Origin of the sequence: Stenotrophomonas sp. (genome assembly GCF_032061965.1) — a bacterium.
Taxonomy (GTDB): domain Bacteria; phylum Pseudomonadota; class Gammaproteobacteria; order Xanthomonadales; family Xanthomonadaceae; genus Stenotrophomonas.
Genome location: NZ_DAMBEF010000020.1, coordinates 49,563 through 66,501, shown reverse-complemented (window position 1 = coordinate 66,501; position 16,939 = coordinate 49,563). Strand labels below are relative to the sequence as shown.

Annotated in this window: 12 protein-coding genes; 1 reads left to right on the top strand and 11 read right to left on the bottom strand. The window is 65.3% G+C overall.

The annotated features are described in order from the left end of the window. Positions 1 to 139: 139 nt before the first annotated feature. The 10 genes from RT460_RS12085 to RT460_RS12040 all read right to left on the bottom strand — a co-directional run bounded on the left by RT460_RS12085 (position 140) and on the right by RT460_RS12040 (position 14,175). Positions 140 to 2,083 (bottom strand): peptidoglycan recognition family protein, encoded by a 1,944-nt coding sequence (locus RT460_RS12085; RefSeq protein WP_313319208.1) that lies wholly within the window; start codon positions 2,081 to 2,083, stop codon positions 140 to 142. A 149-nt stretch (positions 2,084 to 2,232) separates the two neighbouring features. Further along, positions 2,233 to 3,960, bottom strand: a complete 1,728-nt coding sequence (locus tag RT460_RS12080; RefSeq protein WP_313319207.1) for a carboxypeptidase regulatory-like domain-containing protein — start codon at positions 3,958 to 3,960, stop codon at positions 2,233 to 2,235. Then, positions 3,957 to 6,098, bottom strand: a complete 2,142-nt coding sequence (locus RT460_RS12075; protein ID WP_313319206.1) for a hypothetical protein — start codon at positions 6,096 to 6,098, stop codon at positions 3,957 to 3,959. The genes RT460_RS12080 and RT460_RS12075 overlap by 4 nt, the downstream gene beginning before the upstream one ends. Then, positions 6,095 to 7,243: a BatA domain-containing protein gene (locus RT460_RS12070; protein ID WP_313319205.1), complete on the bottom strand. Its 1,149-nt coding sequence runs from the start codon at positions 7,241 to 7,243 to the stop codon at positions 6,095 to 6,097. Before RT460_RS12070 ends, RT460_RS12075 begins: the two co-directional genes overlap by 4 nt. After that, positions 7,240 to 8,142: a DUF58 domain-containing protein gene (locus RT460_RS12065; protein ID WP_313319204.1), complete on the bottom strand. Its 903-nt coding sequence runs from the start codon at positions 8,140 to 8,142 to the stop codon at positions 7,240 to 7,242. The genes RT460_RS12070 and RT460_RS12065 overlap by 4 nt, the downstream gene beginning before the upstream one ends. A gap of 15 nt (positions 8,143 to 8,157) precedes the next feature. Further along, entirely contained in the window at positions 8,158 to 9,141 is a 984-nt protein-coding gene (locus RT460_RS12060) for a MoxR family ATPase (RefSeq protein WP_313319203.1), read from the bottom strand. Positions 9,142 to 9,157: 16 nt separating this feature from the next. Next, positions 9,158 to 9,874, bottom strand: a complete 717-nt coding sequence (locus RT460_RS12055; RefSeq protein WP_313319202.1) for a DUF4159 domain-containing protein — start codon at positions 9,872 to 9,874, stop codon at positions 9,158 to 9,160. A gap of 125 nt (positions 9,875 to 9,999) precedes the next feature. Continuing rightward, entirely contained in the window at positions 10,000 to 11,334 is a 1,335-nt protein-coding gene (locus tag RT460_RS12050) for a TldD/PmbA family protein (protein ID WP_313319201.1), read from the bottom strand. A gap of 21 nt (positions 11,335 to 11,355) precedes the next feature. Beyond that, entirely contained in the window at positions 11,356 to 12,990 is a 1,635-nt protein-coding gene (locus RT460_RS12045; protein WP_313319200.1) for a TldD/PmbA family protein, read from the bottom strand. A gap of 285 nt (positions 12,991 to 13,275) precedes the next feature. Continuing rightward, the gene (locus RT460_RS12040; protein WP_313319199.1) at positions 13,276 to 14,175 is read right to left on the bottom strand and encodes a LysR family transcriptional regulator; all 900 of its coding nucleotides are present in this window, start codon (positions 14,173 to 14,175) and stop codon (positions 13,276 to 13,278) included. Between the two features lie 104 nt (positions 14,176 to 14,279). On the opposite strand from RT460_RS12040, the gene RT460_RS12035 reads away from it, so the two are divergent. Further along, positions 14,280 to 15,053 (top strand): SDR family oxidoreductase, encoded by a 774-nt coding sequence (locus tag RT460_RS12035; RefSeq protein ID WP_313319198.1) that lies wholly within the window; start codon positions 14,280 to 14,282, stop codon positions 15,051 to 15,053. A gap of 238 nt (positions 15,054 to 15,291) precedes the next feature. Here the strand turns inward: RT460_RS12035 and RT460_RS12030 are convergent, their stop codons facing one another. Next, positions 15,292 to 16,920 carry a TldD/PmbA family protein gene (locus tag RT460_RS12030; protein WP_313319197.1) on the bottom strand — a complete coding sequence of 543 codons (1,629 nt, stop codon included), beginning with the start codon at positions 16,918 to 16,920 and terminating at the stop codon, positions 15,292 to 15,294. Positions 16,921 to 16,939 lie beyond the last annotated feature (19 nt).

The following is a 16,939-nucleotide window of genomic DNA, read 5'->3' as shown; positions in this document are numbered from 1 at the left end:
AAAGCCAAAGCCAAAGCCAAAGCCAAAGCCAAAGCCAAAGCCAAAGCCAAAGCCACCCACCCGTAGCCCGGGTAAGCGCAGCGCACCCGGGGCTCCCACACGGAACCCCGGGTACACCGCACCACCCCAGACCAACCGCTTAGTTCTTTATCTGCACATCATCGATATACACATTGACGTCATACGCGGTATTGGCGTGATACAGCCAGATCGCATCCAGCTTCACGCTGCTGCCAGTGATCGTGCCGTTGCCATCCACCCACGCATTCCACTGCGCCGCATCACTCAACGACCACGACACATAGGTCCAGGTATTGGCCGCAATCGCCTTGCTGGTCGAACGCTCGGTGCCATCACTGTCATCGATGCCAAGCCCCACCGTGGTTCCCGCCCCGCCACTCCACACCCAGAAGCCAACCACGCCATTGCTGCGGGTCAATGCGGTATTGCTGGCCGGCGTGCCACTGCCTGACAACAGGCGCACTGCCCACGCGGCGGTGCTTGCGGTGTTGTCTTTCAGCAACACACGCAGCGAGCAGCTGCCGTTCTTCTGCGTCGTGCAATCCCGTGTAGCCGTGGATGCGGTACTGATGCCGGTGGTGCTGCCCGAGTAGCTGGGGCTGGTGTTGAAATGGCCAACGCTGCTCTCGAAGCGATCCAGATAGGTAACCGCGCCGGTGCCGCCACCGCTGCCCGGGTTCAGCAGCGTGTAGTACTTGGCCCAGTTCCAGTTGATGCCCGGGTCTGTGTGGGTCTGGCCGCTGTAATGCTGGTGGCCCTTGATCTTGACGCTGGTAGCCAGCACGTTGATGCCGCTGCTGGCCGCACCCTTGTAGGCACTGGCACAGCTGATCGCGCTGTACTTGGCGCAGAAACTGCGCACCAGCGCAGCGGACGACTCGTACATGGCATTGGTGTACCACGAGCTGTTGTCGATATACCCCTCGTGCTCAATGCCCAGGGTAAAACTGTTCTGGCTGCGGATGTGCCAGGCTGTGTCGGCGTTGCGCACCATCTGCGTGACCTGACCATCGGAGGAGCGGATCACGTAGTGCGCACTCACCTGGGCCGAGGCGTTCTTGAACCAGGAGATGGTGCCGGCGTAGCTGCCCTGCGCGGTATGGATGGCGACTGCGCTCACTGCTGCAGAGCGCGAGGCGGTGTAGTTGGATGAGGACGCCGCGCTCCATATCGCCGGGCCGTAGTCTGTGCTCTGGATGCCAGCGTCCAACGCTGGAGCCACTGCGTTGGCTGTGGTGGTTGTGGCACGGCGTTGCAGGGTCTCGCTGATGGGGTCCACCTGGAAGGTATCGGTCTCCACGCGATCCTTGCTGATGTCCAGGCGCACCATTGGCGCCCTCAGTGTCACCAGCTGCGGTGCATCGAAGGCCTGTTCCCAGGCGATCGCGCGTTCGGGTACCACGATGCCGCGGTCATTGACGCCGCGGTCCTGCGCCAGCAGCACATCGTAGGCAAAGCTGGTGCGTGCGTAATCGTCCACCGCACTCTTCTGCGCGACACCCGTTGCCGCGGGTGCATAGCCGGCATAGCGCATCAGTGCAGCACGGATGGCTTCGGGTTCGGGTGGGCCCGCTTTGCCTGCGTCGGGATGATCCTGGCGGATCTGTGCGTCCAGCAATGCGGCGGCGCCCAGGATGTTGGTGGCGGCATCGGTGCGGACGGCAGCAGCGGACACGCCGAGCAGCTTTGCCGCTTCACCCACCTGGTCTTCAAAGCCACCACCGGCATACAGGCCCATCACACCCCAGGAGGGTGGCATGCGCAGGTGTGCGGCGTCCTGGTCCTGTGCGTCGGGTTGCAACGGCGACCAACGGCTCTGCACGTAGGCCAGCGACTCCAAGGTGCCGCGTGGGATGCTGGGATAGCGGCGATACGCTTGGCGCATGTAACGCGAATACATCGCACGCAAGGGCAGCATGCGTGCTTCTTCCATTTTCAACTGCATGTCCAACACCTGTTCAGTGTCGGCAACAGGTGCCTTGATGGCGGTTTGAGCGAGTGCGGGAACGACTACGGCACTGGTGATGACGGCAGACAGCAGCACTGCGGTATGACGGTGCATCATCGGTAGGACCCCTAGCTTGGAACCCCCTGCGTGTGTGTTTCTACCTCAGCAAGGTTGCCAATGGGTGAAGAACAACATGAATAAGTGATGCGGGTCATGCGATGCCCGGGCTTGGGTCGCAGCCCGAGACAGAACGGTCATGCAACTCAGGCCACTGTGGCCTGCGGTGCGCGCCTGCGCTCCATCCACCATAGCAAGGCGGCAACAACGACGAAGCCCAACAGCCATGGCCAGCGCGGGCCGGGAATCGGCAGCGGCACTGAACGTGCACTACCACCACTCAAGGCGAGTGTTGCATCGCGCATCTGTTGAGCGTGCATGGCAGCTGCCTTGGTTGGATCCAACAGCAGCAGGCTTTCCTGTTGCCCGGCCGCATCGATGTGGTACCAGCCCGCGTGTTGCGGCCACGCGGCGACGCAGCCGCCGGCGGCAGGATCAGGCAACAACGGCGTGCCCGAGCCATCTTCGCCAAGCAGCTGCAAAGGCGCTTTCAAGCCGCACAAACTGATGCGCTCGCCGCTCCATGCCCATGCTGGCAGCGATGGCGGGGCGGTAGTCGATAGCGGTCTTGCCAACGCGGCCAAGGCTGCATTCCATATCTCGGCGTGCGCGGCTGCGTGTCCGGCCAGTACCAGCGTATAGCTGTCGGTGATCGGCAGGATGCCAACACGACCAAGGCCGAGTGCGCGCCAGCCACCTATCGCACTGCCATCTGCGGCCACCAGCAAGGGCACTACGTCGGTGCCGCTGACATCGATGTTGAATCGTTCGACGACCAGAGCGACGGCGTCCTGGCCGACATCGTTCGTGTTCCGTAGGGTGACCGGTTTGGTCTGCTCTCCGCCACGTGTTTGCAGACCCCAGTCACGCAGGGCGCGGCGCGCACTGCCGTCCAATGCGCCGCTGGTGCGCACCAATACGCCCAGTCCGCCACGCACTGCCTCAGTGATCGCACTCCGTTGCGCTGACGACAAGGCGGCAAGGCGACGTTCGTCGAGCAGCAGCAGATCCAGCCGCGCCAGACTGGCCGCATCCAGCGCTGCGGGTGCGTCACCCAGTTGCAGGCCGCCACCGACCAGCATGCTGGTCTGCACGGTGGCACCGATATCGTTGCCCCAGCGTTGCAGGTACTTCAGTTCCGGACCTGGCGCGCCGGCCAACAGGCGCAGGGTCGGAGCGGGCACGGCGCGCACGCGCACTGGGACCGGCAGCTGATCCAGCACCTTGCCCTTGTCATCGAGCGCGCGCAGGGTGAACAGCACGTCCCCCGGTTCGCGTGCGCTGGCGGCAAGCGTGAGGCGACCAGCGCCATCGGGATTGATGATGGCCACACGATGGCCGGCGGGATCCAGCAGCTCAACGCGCGCATTGGGCAGGCCTTGCACGCGTGCATGCACGTTGAAGCTGGCGCCAGGTGCGAGCAATGGCGGTGCCTGCACTTCCACCAGGCCACGCGGTGCCGCGTTGGGCAGGAAGCGCAGCGCAGGCAGCGCGACGTCGCGATCACGGGCGGGCAAGCCCTGGCCGATGATGACCACCTCGCGCGTGCCCGGGTGCTGGCGCAATGCGGTTGCCAGATCCGGCACCGGCGTTGCAGCAGCCAAGCGCGGTGCTTCGGGCAGACGTACAACCGTCGCCGCGGGCACCGACGCCAGCGCCGTTGCATCCGCACCTGCAGTGGCAACCACCAGGATGCCGGCATGGCCAGGTCGCGCGGGCGGCTGCAGGGTGAAGTAAAGCAGCACTGCGGCGACCACCTGCAACAGCAGCAGCGCTGCCAGACGCGGCGCACGCGGGCGCGGTGCAAGCGCGAAGCGCAGGCTGGCCAGTACGACCGCAAGCAGGATCAACAGCAACGGCAGCCAGGACATCATCGTGCGGGCTCCGTCGGTGCGCCAAGTGCTTCCAGATAACGGCGACCCACCGTATCGGCCGCCTCGCGGCGCGCGGGTGGGCCCTGGGCGCGCCGCAGGGCGGGCCAGAGCTGGTCGCGCAGCTGCTGCCTGCAACGCTGGCAGGCCGGCTGCTGGCGCAGTGCATCGATGGCCGCGACCACATCCAAGGGATCGGGCACGGCATCGGGATGGCTGTCCAGCCAGCGCGTGAGTGCATCCAGATCCACATCCTGCGAATGGGTTGCCAGCGCCTGCCATGCGTTGGCCACAACGGCATCAGCGGCCGGACGTGCACCGAGCTGTACGCCGCGATTGCCCAGGCCGTCGCGCTTGCCGGTCATGCGCCGGGCCATGTCGATGGGCGGCAGATCGCTGCCCACGCGTGCCAGGTAGATGCGTTCGGCCTGCTGCACCTGCTTGATGAAGCCCAACGCCTTATAGGCATAGGGTAGCGCCTGATCGGGATGGCCTTGCCGCAGATGCCCCTCGGACTGCCACATCTGGTCCAGTGCGGATTTGAGGATGGCGCGGGTCTGCGGGTCCAGCAGGGTGGCGGCCTCGGCGTGGTCATGGGTATGGCCGTACTCGGACAGCACATCGGTGGCACTGCCGAATACCGGCGCGGCGCCGCTGCTGCCGCCGTGATCGTGGCCGTCATCGTCGGCGTGATCGGCGTGGCTGTCAGCAGTGGGCGCATCGCTGGTCGGCAGGTCACCGGTGGGCGGGGCTTTGGCACCGCCTTCGGCTTCCTCGCCCAGAAACTGGCCGTAGCGCAGGCGCAGGATGCGCTGGTCCACGCCGATGGCATCCGCGCGCTTGGTGAAGGTATCCGCGTCCAGGCTGCCGCGCTGCTTGAGCAGGGCTTCGGCGTCGATGATGATCTGCCGCTGGCTGCGGAAGTAGGCCGGCATCACCTTCTTGATCGCGCCTTCCAGATCGCTGGCCTGCACCTGCTGTTCACTGGGCAGGCGCAGGATCAGGCTGGCGCTGCGCGCTTCCTGTGGCTGCGGGCTGCGGTTGTCGCGCACGCTCAGCCGCGCGACCACTTCATCGCCCGGTTCCAACCCCAATGCGGCCAGGTCGGCACTGTAGGCGAAGCGCCGCGCGGTGGCCGGGCCGCTGCCGCTCAGGCTGAGCTGGCGCTGCTGGAAGCTGATGTTCTCGCCGCTGCCTTTTGCCGTGGTGATATCCAGCGTCGCTGTGCTGTTCACGCCGAAATCGTCGGTCGCTTCAAAGCGCAGTTGCCAGCTGCGTTGGCGCGGTGCGGCCTGGTTGAGGGTCTGTGCCGGCTCGATCACCTTCACCTGCGGTGGGCGGTCAACGACCACGTCGAGACGATAGGCACGACCGGCATCGGTCAGGGCAGGAGTGGTGTGGATGCGATACAGGCCAGCGCGCTGCAATACCTCGCTGCCACGCCAGTAGTCGCCATCGGCTTGCAAGGCAATGCGGCGGCCATCGTGGAACTGCAGCCACGCCTGTTGCGGCTGCGGCGAAAATTGCAGGCGCCATTGCAGGCGACTGCCCTGCAGCGCACGCGCATCCAGTTTGTCGCCCGAGCTTGAGGCCTGACCGCTATAGGCCGGTGGGCTGACCTGCAGCCAGGTGCCACGCAACACCGGCGCGCTGTTGCGGGTGGTGTTGTCGCGGGGGCCTGCGCCTGCAAATGGAGTGGGTGTGCCGGCAGCGCGTGGCCACATCACCGCAGCGGCGGACAGCAGCAGGGCGCCGAGCCAGCACAGCAAGGCCGCGCGCCACGGCCAGCGTGGGCGCAGGTCCGGTGGGTCACGCTGCAGTTGCTGTTCGACATGACGACGTTGGCGTTGCTGCAGCGGATTGAGCGTGTCGGGAACGGCAAACAATAGATCGGCGCTGTCCTCAAAACGTGGATGTTCGTTCAATCGTTTGATCAGCCAGCGCGCATCCAGGCGACGGGCGCGCCAGACCGCAACCGCAGCGACCAGCAGCAAGGCGAAGGTGCCGGCGATGTACGCCGCATCCAGGCCAAGAACGCGTGCAGCGACCAGACCCAGTGCAATGGCCAGCGGCAGGCCGGTGACCATGCTGACCAGCAGGCGACGGCGTCGCGCCGTTTGCAGCAGCTCACGCGCCTTCATGCGCTACCCCGACGCCGCGGTGCGCTGGCAAGCCAACGCTCAAGCAGGAACAGCAAGGCGATGGCGAGGATCAGCCAGTGACTCACTTCCTTCGCTGGCTGCGGATAGGCAGCAGCGCCGGTCAGCGGCTGCATCGTCGTTGCCTGGGCACGGCCTGCAGCGGCTGGCGGCTGCAGGATGGCGCGCAACTGTGCCGGGAAACCTGCGTCCAGCAGCACGGGCAGGTTGGCGGCTTGCAGCGGTGCGGCCCAGCGTAGCCACTGGCCTTGTGCGGTGTTGATCTGCTCCAGCACCAGCCTGCCGTCTGCGTCGCGCCATAGCGGCATGCGCTGTGCGTCTGCTGGCACGGGCGTGCGTGCATCCACCAGCAGGCGTCCGCCAGCGTTGGGGCCGTTCAGGAGGCCGGCGGGCAGTGGTTTGGCTGACAACCAGATGTGGAATGCCGCGTTATCGGTGAACGCGACATCGTCGTTGCCGGCGTCGGCCGTGGGGCTGTTCCAGGCAGCTACAAGCGCCTGCAGGTAGCGCAGGCCCTGCTTGCCTTCGGCGTCATGGCGGATCTGCAGGCGCGGTGGTGCGGGCGCGGTTGGCGCTGCAGCGACGGGTGCATGTTCCAGCACCTGCCAGCGGACCTCGCGCGAGAGCTGGGCGCGCTGCGCGTCCAGCCCATCCAGTACCGACGGCATCACCACGGTAAGGGACGCATCGGCCGGCAGGCTGGCGTCGAGCTCACGCAGCAGGCTGGCTAACGGCTGCGCTGCCGGGGGCGCTGCCGCCTTGTCGGTGCGCGGAAAGCCCGGTGCCAGCCACAGCCATTGCGCATCAGCATTGCCCACCGCTGCACGTGCGGCAGCCAGATCAAGGCCGGGCAGCACTGCGACGCGGGCTTGGCTATCCGCCACGCCGGTCAATGCCGGGCGCGCCAGCAGCAGCGCAAGCAGGGTGAGCAACAGCAGCCGCAACAGCAGCAGCGGCCATTCGTCGAAACGGATACGCCGACGCGGCCGTGGCTTGGCCGACAGCCAGCGCAGCGCGGCGAAGTCGATGATGCGTTGTTCGCTGCGGCGGGCGAGATGGATCAGTAGCGGCAGCAACAGTGCAGCCAAGGCAATGAAGCCGGCCGGGAACAACCACAGCAGGCTCATGCACCACTCCCGGCGCGGCGCCCGAACAAGCGCTGCAAGGGCGCGTCGATGGCTTCGTCCAGATAGGCGGTGTCGTGGCGGATGCCGGCCGTTTGCAGGCGTGCATCCAGAACGCGCAGCGCTTCGCTAAACCGGGCCAGATAGGTGCTGCGCACACTGGCGCCGTCACTGAGCAGTTCGTCGCCGGTTTCCGGATCGCGGAAGCGATGGCCATCGCGGAACGGGAAATCGCGTTCTTCCACCGTCAACAACTGCAGGTGCACCACATCGCGGCCGGCCTTGGCCAGGCGCTCGGCAAGTTCGATACCGGCCTCGTCGAAGCCGTCGCCGATCATCACCACCAGATCATTGCTGGCAATGCGTTCCCACAGCGGTGACAGACGTTGTTGCGGCGGCCATTGCCCGTGCGCACGCAGGGCGTGCAGCTGCAGATGCAGGCGGTCGCGTTGGCGCAAGCCGTTGCCGGCGGGCAGCAGCTGCACGCCATCAGCGCCCAGTGCGATCAGGCCGAAACCGTCGCCCTGCTGCATGGCCAGCTCGGCAACGCAGGCCGCCAGTGCCTTGGCGGCGTCCAAGCGCTGCCAGTCCGGGCGTGCCTGGTCGGCCTGGCCCATCGAGGCGCTGCAATCGAGCAGCAGCCAGACGGTGATTGGGCTTTCGCGTTCGGATTCGCGCACGAAGAAGCGGTCCGAGCGTGCGTAGAGCTTCCAGTCGATCTGGCGCAGCTCGTCGCCGGGTTCGTAGGCGCGGTACTGCGCGAACTCCAGCCCGGCACCGCGGCTGCGGCTGGCGTGCGCGCCGATGCCACGGCTGCCGCTGGCCCGCTGCGGCCACAGCCGCAGGCTACGCAGGCGGCTGCGCAGATCGGCAGGGATCAGCGGTGGCGTGGGGGCGGCCATGCTTCAGGGGTCGTATCAGGCCGGGAACGGTACCGCACGCAGCAGTGCGGCGATCACGTCGTCGGCGCTCTTGTGCTCGGCCTCGGCGGCGAAGGACAGCAGCAGGCGATGGCGCATTACCGGTGCGGCCAAGGCCTGTACATCCTCGCGGGTGGCGGCAAAGCGGCCTTGCAGCAGGGCGCGGGCCTTGGCGGCCAGCACCAGTGATTGACCGGCGCGCGGGCCGGCGCCCCATTTGATCCAGTTGTTCACTTCAGCCGGTGCGCCGTCGCCGGGGCGGCTGGCGCGGACCAGGCGGGTGATCCAGCTCAGCAGGTCGGGGCTGATATGCACATCGCGCACCGCCGCCTGCAATGCCTTCACCGCTTCGGCGTCCATCACTTTGGGCACCACGCCGCTGTGGCTGCCGGTGGTCTGCGCCAGGATGTCGCGCTCTTCGGCTTCGCTGGGGTAGTCGACGCGGACATGCAGCAGGAAGCGGTCCAGCTGCGCTTCGGGCAGCGGGTAGGTGCCGGCCTGCTCGATCGGGTTCTGCGTGGCCAGCACGAAGAACGGCGAGGGCAGGGCGTAGGTGGTGCCGGCGTAGCTGACCGTGCGTTCCTGCATGGCCTCCAGCAGTGCGGCCTGGGTCTTGGGCGGCGTGCGGTTGAGTTCGTCGGCCAGCAGCAGGTTGGTGAAGATCGGACCCTGCTGGAAGCGGAACGCGCGCTTGCCGGTGCCATGGTCTTCTTCCAGCAGCTCGGTGCCGAGGATGTCGCTGGGCATCAGGTCAGGCGTGAACTGCACGCGGCGGAACTGCAGTTCCAAGGCCTGCCCAAGCGAGCGTACCAGCAACGTCTTGCCCAGTCCGGGCGCGCCTTCGAGCAGGCAGTGGCCGCCGGCCAGCAGGCCGATCAGCAGTTGTTCGACGACGTCATGCTGGCCAACCACGGCCTGCGCGAGCGCGCTGCGCAGCTCGGTCAGGCGCGGCAGCAATGAGTCCAAATTGGGGGCGGTCATGCGGTCACCTGTGGGGTCAATGCGTCAGTGCGTACATCACGATGTTCACGCCGAACTTGGTGTTGTCTTCGGCCAGGAAGCGTTTGTTGCGCCAGTCGTAGTCCCATTCGCAACCGTAGTCCTTGTTGCTGTAGAGCACGCCCAGCCGGCCATCGATTTCGATGCCCTTGAGGTAGTCGTGGACCAGGTCGTCGCCCCAGCCATTGAGCTCGAAGCCGGTGGCGGGCGGGCCTTCGGGGAACTTGAAGAAGCTGTTGTAGACGGCGTGGTTGTTGGGCAGCTTCTTCAATGCAGTGGTGCCGAAGATGCTGCGCATCTGTGCTTCGAAGGAGGTGGCGAACAGGCCGTCGATATCATGGTTGCAGTCATCGACGAAGACGAAACCGCCGTTGCGCACATAGCGTTCGAAGTTGCGGCGCTCGTCCGGGTTGAACTCGACCAGCTTGTGGCCGGCCAGGTAGCAGAACGGTGCGCGCAGCATCTTCGGGTCGGACAGGGCGATCACGTGCTCGTTGGGGTCCACGCGCAGCGTGGTGTAGTCGACCAGCGAGGTGATCAGGTTGGATGGCATGCGCGCATCCACGTCCCAGTCACCGGAGTCGTAGCGCAGGCGGGTGAACCAGAAGTCGTAGCGGCTGGCCTGTGCGCGTGCGATGCCCGGCAAGGCGGCCGTCACCGCGCCGCCCAGCAGCAGGTGAAGGAATTGCGCTCGCGTTAGACGGGGTGAGGACAAAAGCAGAGGACTCGATTGGAGCCCCTCTCCCTTCGGGAGAGGGGTTGGGGTGAGGGTAGGCGCTTCACGCCCAACCCTCATCCGCCCTTCGGGCACCTTCTCCCGGAGGGAGAAGGGGAAATCAGTTACACCGCATCCGACAACGAGGTAAACGTAAAGTCACGCAGCTTCATCGGCGGGATCATCATCACGAAGCTCGACTCGTCACCGGCCACACGCACCGGCTTGCCCAGCTCATCGATGTTGTTGAGCATGATCACCGGCGATTCGTTGAAGCGGAAATTCTTCACCGGGTGCTTGATCTGGCCGTTCTCGATGTAGAAGGTGCCGTCGCGGGTCAGGCCGGTCAGCAGCACGGTCTGCGGGTCGACCATGCGGATGTACCAGGTGCGGGTGACAAGGATGCCCTTCTCGGTGCCACGCACCAGTTCGGCGATCGACTTGGTGCCGCCGCTCATCAGCAGGTTGCCGGCACTGGCGCTGGCAGTCTTGCCCTGCTTCTGCGCCCAGTAGCGCGAGTAATCCAGGTTGGCCACCTTGCCGTTCTCGATGATGGCCATGCGCTCGCGCGCCATGCCCTCGCCATCCCACGGCAGTACCGGTGCTTCCGGGTGCCACGGGTCGGCGAACAGGTTCACCTTCGGGTCGTAGACCTGCTCGCCCAGCTTGTTGCCACCGCCCTTCTTGGACAGGAAGCTGCGGCCTTCATCGGCCGAGCGTGCATCGAAGAAATTCATCATGAAGCTGATCAGGCCCGCCGCTGCGGCCGGCTCCAGGATCACCGTGTACTTGCCCGGCTCCAGCGCCTTGGCATCGGCCGATTCGCTGGCCTTGCGCTTGGCGATCTCGATGTCCTGGTCGGCCTTGAAGTCGGATGCGTCCTTCAGGTTGCGGCCCACCCAGCCCGAGCCGCGGCCGTCTTCGGTGCGCACGGTGCAGGTGTAGTCGAAGCTGGTCGACTTCTGGTAGCCGAAGTTGCCGTTGCTGTTGGCGATAGCGTAGAAGCCGTTACCGTCTTCCAGGAAGCCTGCGGCGATCAGGCCATGGCCGCGGCACGGGGTGATGGAGTCCGCGGCCACCTTGGCACGGAAATCCGGATCGATCGCCGCGGTGGATTCGCTGAAGGTCGGGCTGGGCTTGTAATCCTGCTTGCCGATGGCCGGCATGAACTCCGGATTTTCCGGTGCCAGTTTGGCAAGGTCTTCGGCGCGGCGTACCACCCGTTCCAACGCGGCATCGTCGAACTCATTGATAGAGGCGGTGCCGACGCGCTTGCCGAAGGCAACCTGCACGGCCAGCTGTGCGTTGTTGACGATACCGCTGGTGGACACGTTGTTCAGCGCGAAACGGATATTGCCGTTGACCGAGCCGGCCAGCGTGGCGGTGCATTCATCGGCCTTGGACAGCGCGATGACCTTGTCCAGGATGGCTTTGGCTTCCTGTTCGGTGAAGATGCTCATGGTTCAAAAGCTCCTTGACGATCAGCCGAGGCTGCGCGCGGTATTGATGACGTTGATGCCGTCGAAACGGGCGGTGGACGAGCCGTGCGACACGGCCGAGACCTGGCCCGGCTGGCCCTTGCCGTCGAAGAACGAACCGCCCAGGCGGTAGTCGCGTTCGTCGGCCACGGCACTGCAGGCGTTCCAGAACTCCGGCGTGCGGATCTGGTAGGCCACGTCCTCGAGCATGCGGGTGATCTGGCCGTTCTTGATTTCATAGAACAGCTGGCCACCGAACTGCGCGTTGTAACGCTGCTGGTCGATGGAGAACGAGCCGTCGCCGATGATGTAGATGCCGTTCTCGACGTTCTTGATCAGGTCGGCCACCGACAGCGGGGTTTTGCCCGGCGCCATCGAGACGTTGGCCATGCGCTGGAACTGCACGCTGGACCACGAATCGGCATAGCAGCAGCCGTCGGATTCGGTCTTGCCCAGGATATGCGCCTGGTCACGGATGGTCTGGTAGTCGACCAGCTTGCCGCCGCTGATCAGCGGCCAGCGCTTGGTCTTGACGCCTTCATCGTCGTAAGCCACTGCACCCAGCGAGCCGGGCTGGGTCTTGTCGGCGAAGATGTTGACCTTGTCGCTGCCGTACTGGAAATGCGCGTCGCGCTTGTCCATGGTGGCGAAACTGGTGCCGGCGTAATTGGCTTCGTAGCCAAGCACGCGGTCCAGTTCCAGCGGGTGGCCAACCGATTCGTGGATGGTCAGCCAGGTGTGCGACGGATCCAGCACAAGGTCGTACTTGCCCGGCTTGACCGACGGCGCCTTGAGCTTTTCCTGCGCCTGCTTGGCAGCGGCGATGGCGTCTTCGCGCATGTCGTAGGACTGACCATAGACAGTGACGCCGTTGGGCAGCACGGTCTTGCCGGAGGCCTCGCCATCCAGGTATTCGAAGCCCAGGCCCATCGGCGAGGACAGCCCATCGCGGGTGCGGAACTTGCCGCTGGCCTTGTCGATGGCGGTGACCGTCATCGGTGCCCAGATGCGGTGCACGTCCTGGTCGATGTAGGAGCCATCGGTCGAGGCGAAGTACTTCTGCTCGTTGACCAGGAACAGCATCGAGTTGACGAAGCTGGCACCGGCACCGATCGCTGCGGCATTCACGCCCAGCAACAGGTCGGCCTTGTCCTTGATCGGCACTTCCATCGCGTTCTTCCTGATCGGCGTGCGCCAGCTGACCTCGCCGTAGCCCGGCGCCTTGGCGAACTGCACCGGCGCGGTCTGCACCTTGGCATTGGCCTTGGCGATGGCGGCGGCCTGCTGTGCGGCCTTGACCACACCGGCCGGGCTCAGGTCATTGGTGGCGGCAAAGCCCCAGGCGCCGTTGACGATGACGCGGATGCCGGTGCCGGTGGACTCGGTGTTCACCACGTTCTGGACCTTGTCCTCGCGGGTGATCACGAACTGGCGCAGGTAACGGCCGATGCGCACATCGCAGTAGCTGGCACCTGCGGCCTTGGCCGCGTTCAAGGCGTCATCGGCCAGGCGCTTCTTGATGGCCGGGTCCAGGGTGGTGAGCAGTTGTTCGGCGGCGATGGCCTTGCCGAAGAAGGACGGCACCATCAGGCCGCCAGCGGTAAGCCCGGTAAGGGCCAGGAAGTCACGTCTATGCAAGGCTGCTCTCCAAAGGGGGGCAAGGCCCGTCAGGCGGGCGCTGCGGCAACAAACGACGATGGCTTCGCGGTGGTCTGCGAACTGTTCGATTTTTGCGGGACCGGGTTTGCAGCGGTAGTGACTTTAGGCATGGAAGCCGAGGTTATTTGGATTTTCTGCGAACGGCTCACCCCTCCCCAATCCTCGAAGAGAGGGCGCTTGCTCCCTCCCTTTCGCGCAGCGAAGGGGAGGGTTGGGGAGGGGTGAGCTTTCGCTTTGCCTGTTGGCAGGCAAAGAAGCATCCACTCAGCCAACCGCGTCCCCCAACACCTGCTGCAACCACTCCACGAATACCCGCAACCGCTGCGAAGGATGGCGACGATGCGGAAACAGCAGATGCATCGGCATGGGATCGGCGCGATGCGCGGGCATCACTTCCAGCAGGCTGCCGGCCGCCAACTCGGCACGCACGTCATACGCGGGAATCTGGATCATCCCCAGGCCGGCAATGCAGCAGGCGATATAGGCCTCGGCACTGTTGACGGTGACCCGGCCCGACAGGGTGTGGCTGCGCAGGATGCCGTTCTCGCGCCATTCCCAGGCTTCCACCCTGCCGCTGCCGGGTGAGGCATAGAGCACACCCCAATGCGTGCCCAGCTGGGATGGGTGTTCAGGCATGCCATGCGCGGCCACATAGGCGGGACTGGCCACGTTGATCAGTGGCAGCTGGCCCATGCTCCGCGCCACCAGGCGTGAGTCCTGCAGCGGGCCGACCCGCAGCGCGCAATCCACGCCGTCCTCGACCAGGTCGATGCTGCGATCGGTCATGCCCAGCTCGACGTCGATCTGTGGATGCGCCTGCAGGAAGCCGGGCAATGCCGGGGCGATGATCAGGCGGCCGATGCGCCCGGGCAGGTCCACCTTGATCCGCCCACTCAGGGTCTGTCGCGATTGCCGGAACAGCTGCTCGGCCTCGTCCGCATCGGCGATCAGCTGCTGGCAGCGGGCATGGAACAGCAGGCCATCCTGGGTAGGGGTGACCTGGCGGGTGGTGCGATGGAGCAGGCGGGTGCCCAGGCGTTGCTCAAGCGTGCGTACGGCTTCGGAGACCGTGGAGCGGGGCAGGTTGAGCTGGTCGGCGGCGCGGGTGAAGCCGGCGCAGTCCACCACACGGACGAAAACGCGGTACAGCTCGATACGGTCCACGGCGATTGTCCGGATTGGCCGACAAGTGAAGTCAGGATGACCGGCTTTATCCGGAAAACCAAGCCGATAGGCTCTGAGGCATTCCCCAGCCACAGGAGTTCGCCGTGACCGACCACCGCATTCAAGGCAAGACCGTCCTCATCGCCGGTGGCGCCAAGAACCTGGGCGGCCTGCTGGCCCGGGACTTCGCCCGCCAGGGCGCTCGCGGCGTCGCCATCCACTACAACAGCGACGCTGCCCGCGGCGAGGCCGAAGCCACCGCCGAGGCGGTGCGCGCCGCCGGCGCCGATGCACACCTGTTCCAGTCCGACCTGACCTCGGCCGCGGCGATGGAGCAGCTGTTCAAAGATGCGAAGCAGGCGCTGGGCGCCATCGATATCGCGGTCAACACGGTTGGCAAGGTCTTGAAGAAGCCGATGACGCAGATCAGCGAGGCTGAGTTCGATGCGATGGACGCGGTGAACAACAAGACCGCCTTCTTCTTCCTGAAGGAAGCCGGCATTCATCTCGCCGACAACGGCAAGGTATGCACGCTGGTGACCTCGTTGCTGGGCGCGTTCACGCCGTTCTATTCCAGCTATGCAGGCACCAAGGCGCCGGTGGAGCACTACACGCGTGCGGCGGCCAAGGAATTCGGCGAGCGCGGCATATCGGTGACCGCGATTGGTCCCGGGCCGATGGATACGCCGTTCTTCTACCCGGCCGAGGGCGCCGATGCGGTGGCGTACCACAAGACGGCGGCAGCGCTGTCACCGTTCTCCAAGACCGGCCTGACCGACATCGAGGACATCGTGCCGTGGGTACGTTTCCTGGTATCGGACGGCTGGTGGATGACCGGGCAGACGATTTTGGTCAATGGTGGTTATACAACGCGCTGAAAGCTTCCCCTCATCCGCCCCTTCGGGGCATCCCCGCCTTCGCGGGGACAGGCTCTTCTCCCGTAGACGGGAGAAGGGAGTCTATGGCCAAGCCTGCGATCTGCGAGTCCACGGCTAAGCCTGCGACCTGCGAGTCCACGGCCAAGCCTGCGATCTGCGAGTCTGCGGCTAAGCCTGCGATCTGATAGCCCCTCTCCCGCTTGCGGGAGAGGGGTTGGGGTGAGGGCAGCTCTATGCCTTACCCCAACGACCGCGCCGTATTGATGATGTTCACCCCATTGAAGCGCGTAGTCGACGAACCATGCGACACCGCCGATACCTGCCCCGGCTGGCCCTTGCCGTCAAAGAACGAACCGCCCATGCGGAAATCGCGCTCATCGCAGATCGCCGCACAGGCGTTCCAGAACTCCGGCGTGCGGATCTGGTATGCCGCATCCTCGACCATGCCGGCAATCTCGCCGTTTTTGATCTGGTAACAGAGCTGACCACCAAACTGTGCGTTGTAGCGCTGCTGGTCGATCGAATACGAACCACGGCCATGGATGTAGATGCCGTTCTCCACGTCCTTGACCATCTGCGCCGGCGTCAGCGGCGTCTTGCCCGGCGCCAGCGATACATTGGCCATGCGCTGGAACTGCACGCTCTTCCACGAATCGGCGTAGCTGCAACCGTGCGAGGCGTTCTCGCCGAGGATGTGCACCTCGTCGCGAGTGGCCTGGTAATTGACCAGCACGCCGTCCTTGACCAGATCCCACTTGCGGGCCTTCACGCCTTCATCGTCGTAACCCACCGCACCCAGGCTGTAAGGGGCGGTCTTGTCGGCGGTGAAATTGACGATGTCGCTGCCCCAGCGGAAGCCGGCATCGCGCTTGTCCAAGGTGGCAAAGCTGGTGCCTGCGTAATTGGCCTCGTAGCCAAGCACGCGGTCCAGTTCCAGCGGATGGCCGACGTTCTCGTGGATGGTCAGGAACAGGTTGGAGGGGTCCAGCACCAGGTCGTACTTGCCCGGCTTCACCGACGGCGCGCTGAGCTTGGCCCGTGCCTGCCTGGCGGCAGCGATGGCGTCTTCCACCGGGTCATAGGAATGGCCATAGCCGACCACGCCGCCGGGCAGCTGGTGTTTGTCGGCGGCATTGCCGTCCAGGAATTCCCAGCCCATGCCCGCCGGCGCCGACAGCCCGGCGCGGGTGCGGAACTTGCCGCTGGCCTTGTCGATGGCGGTGGCGGTGAAGGGCAGCCAGATGCGGTGCACGTCCTGGTCGATCCACGAGCCATCGCTGGAGGCGAAATACTTCTGCTCGTTGACCAGGAATAGCTGCGAGTTGATGAAGTTGGCACCGGCATTGATCGCAGCGGCATTGATCGACAGCAGCAGCTCCACCTTGTCCTTGACCGGCACGGCCATCGCGTTCTGGCGGATCGGCGTCTTCCACTGCACCTCGCCCACGCCCGGCGTGGGTGCCAGCTGCACCGGCTTGGTCTGGATCTTCGCGTTGGCGCGGGCAATGGCCAGCGCCTGCGTCACCGCAGCGGCCACACCCTGCGCGCTGGACTGGTTGCTGGCGGCAAAGCCCCAGGCGCCATTGACGATCACACGAATGCCAACGCCGGCCGACTCGCTGTTGGTGACGTTCTGCACCCGGTCCTCGCGGGTGACGATGGCCTGGTTGAGGTAGCGGCCAATACGCACATCGCAGTAGCTGGCGCCGCCCTGCTTGGCCAGCGCAAGCACGGTGTCGGCCAGCAGCTTCTTCTTGGCCACATCGGCCGGAGCCAACAACTCCTCGGCTGCGATCAGCTGGGCATTGGGTAGCATGAAACCGGCGAGGCCGAGGCCGGAAAGCGAAAGAAACTGGCGGCGTTGCATGAGGGACGGAACTCCAGAG

Coding starts and splice junctions, on each gene's coding strand:
- RT460_RS12060 (WP_313319203.1), bottom strand. CDS start 9,141: ATGACCGCCCCCAATTTGGACTCATTGCTGCCGCGCCTGACCGAGCTG.
- RT460_RS12075 (WP_313319206.1), bottom strand. CDS start 6,098: ATGAAGGCGCGTGAGCTGCTGCAAACGGCGCGACGCCGTCGCCTGCTG.
- RT460_RS12070 (WP_313319205.1), bottom strand. CDS start 7,243: ATGAGCCTGCTGTGGTTGTTCCCGGCCGGCTTCATTGCCTTGGCTGCA.
- RT460_RS12050 (WP_313319201.1), bottom strand. CDS start 11,334: ATGAGCATCTTCACCGAACAGGAAGCCAAAGCCATCCTGGACAAGGTC.
- RT460_RS12065 (WP_313319204.1), bottom strand. CDS start 8,142: ATGGCCGCCCCCACGCCACCGCTGATCCCTGCCGATCTGCGCAGCCGC.
- RT460_RS12080 (WP_313319207.1), bottom strand. CDS start 3,960: ATGATGTCCTGGCTGCCGTTGCTGTTGATCCTGCTTGCGGTCGTACTG.
- RT460_RS12085 (WP_313319208.1), bottom strand. CDS start 2,083: ATGCACCGTCATACCGCAGTGCTGCTGTCTGCCGTCATCACCAGTGCC.
- RT460_RS12030 (WP_313319197.1), bottom strand. CDS start 16,920: ATGCAACGCCGCCAGTTTCTTTCGCTTTCCGGCCTCGGCCTCGCCGGT.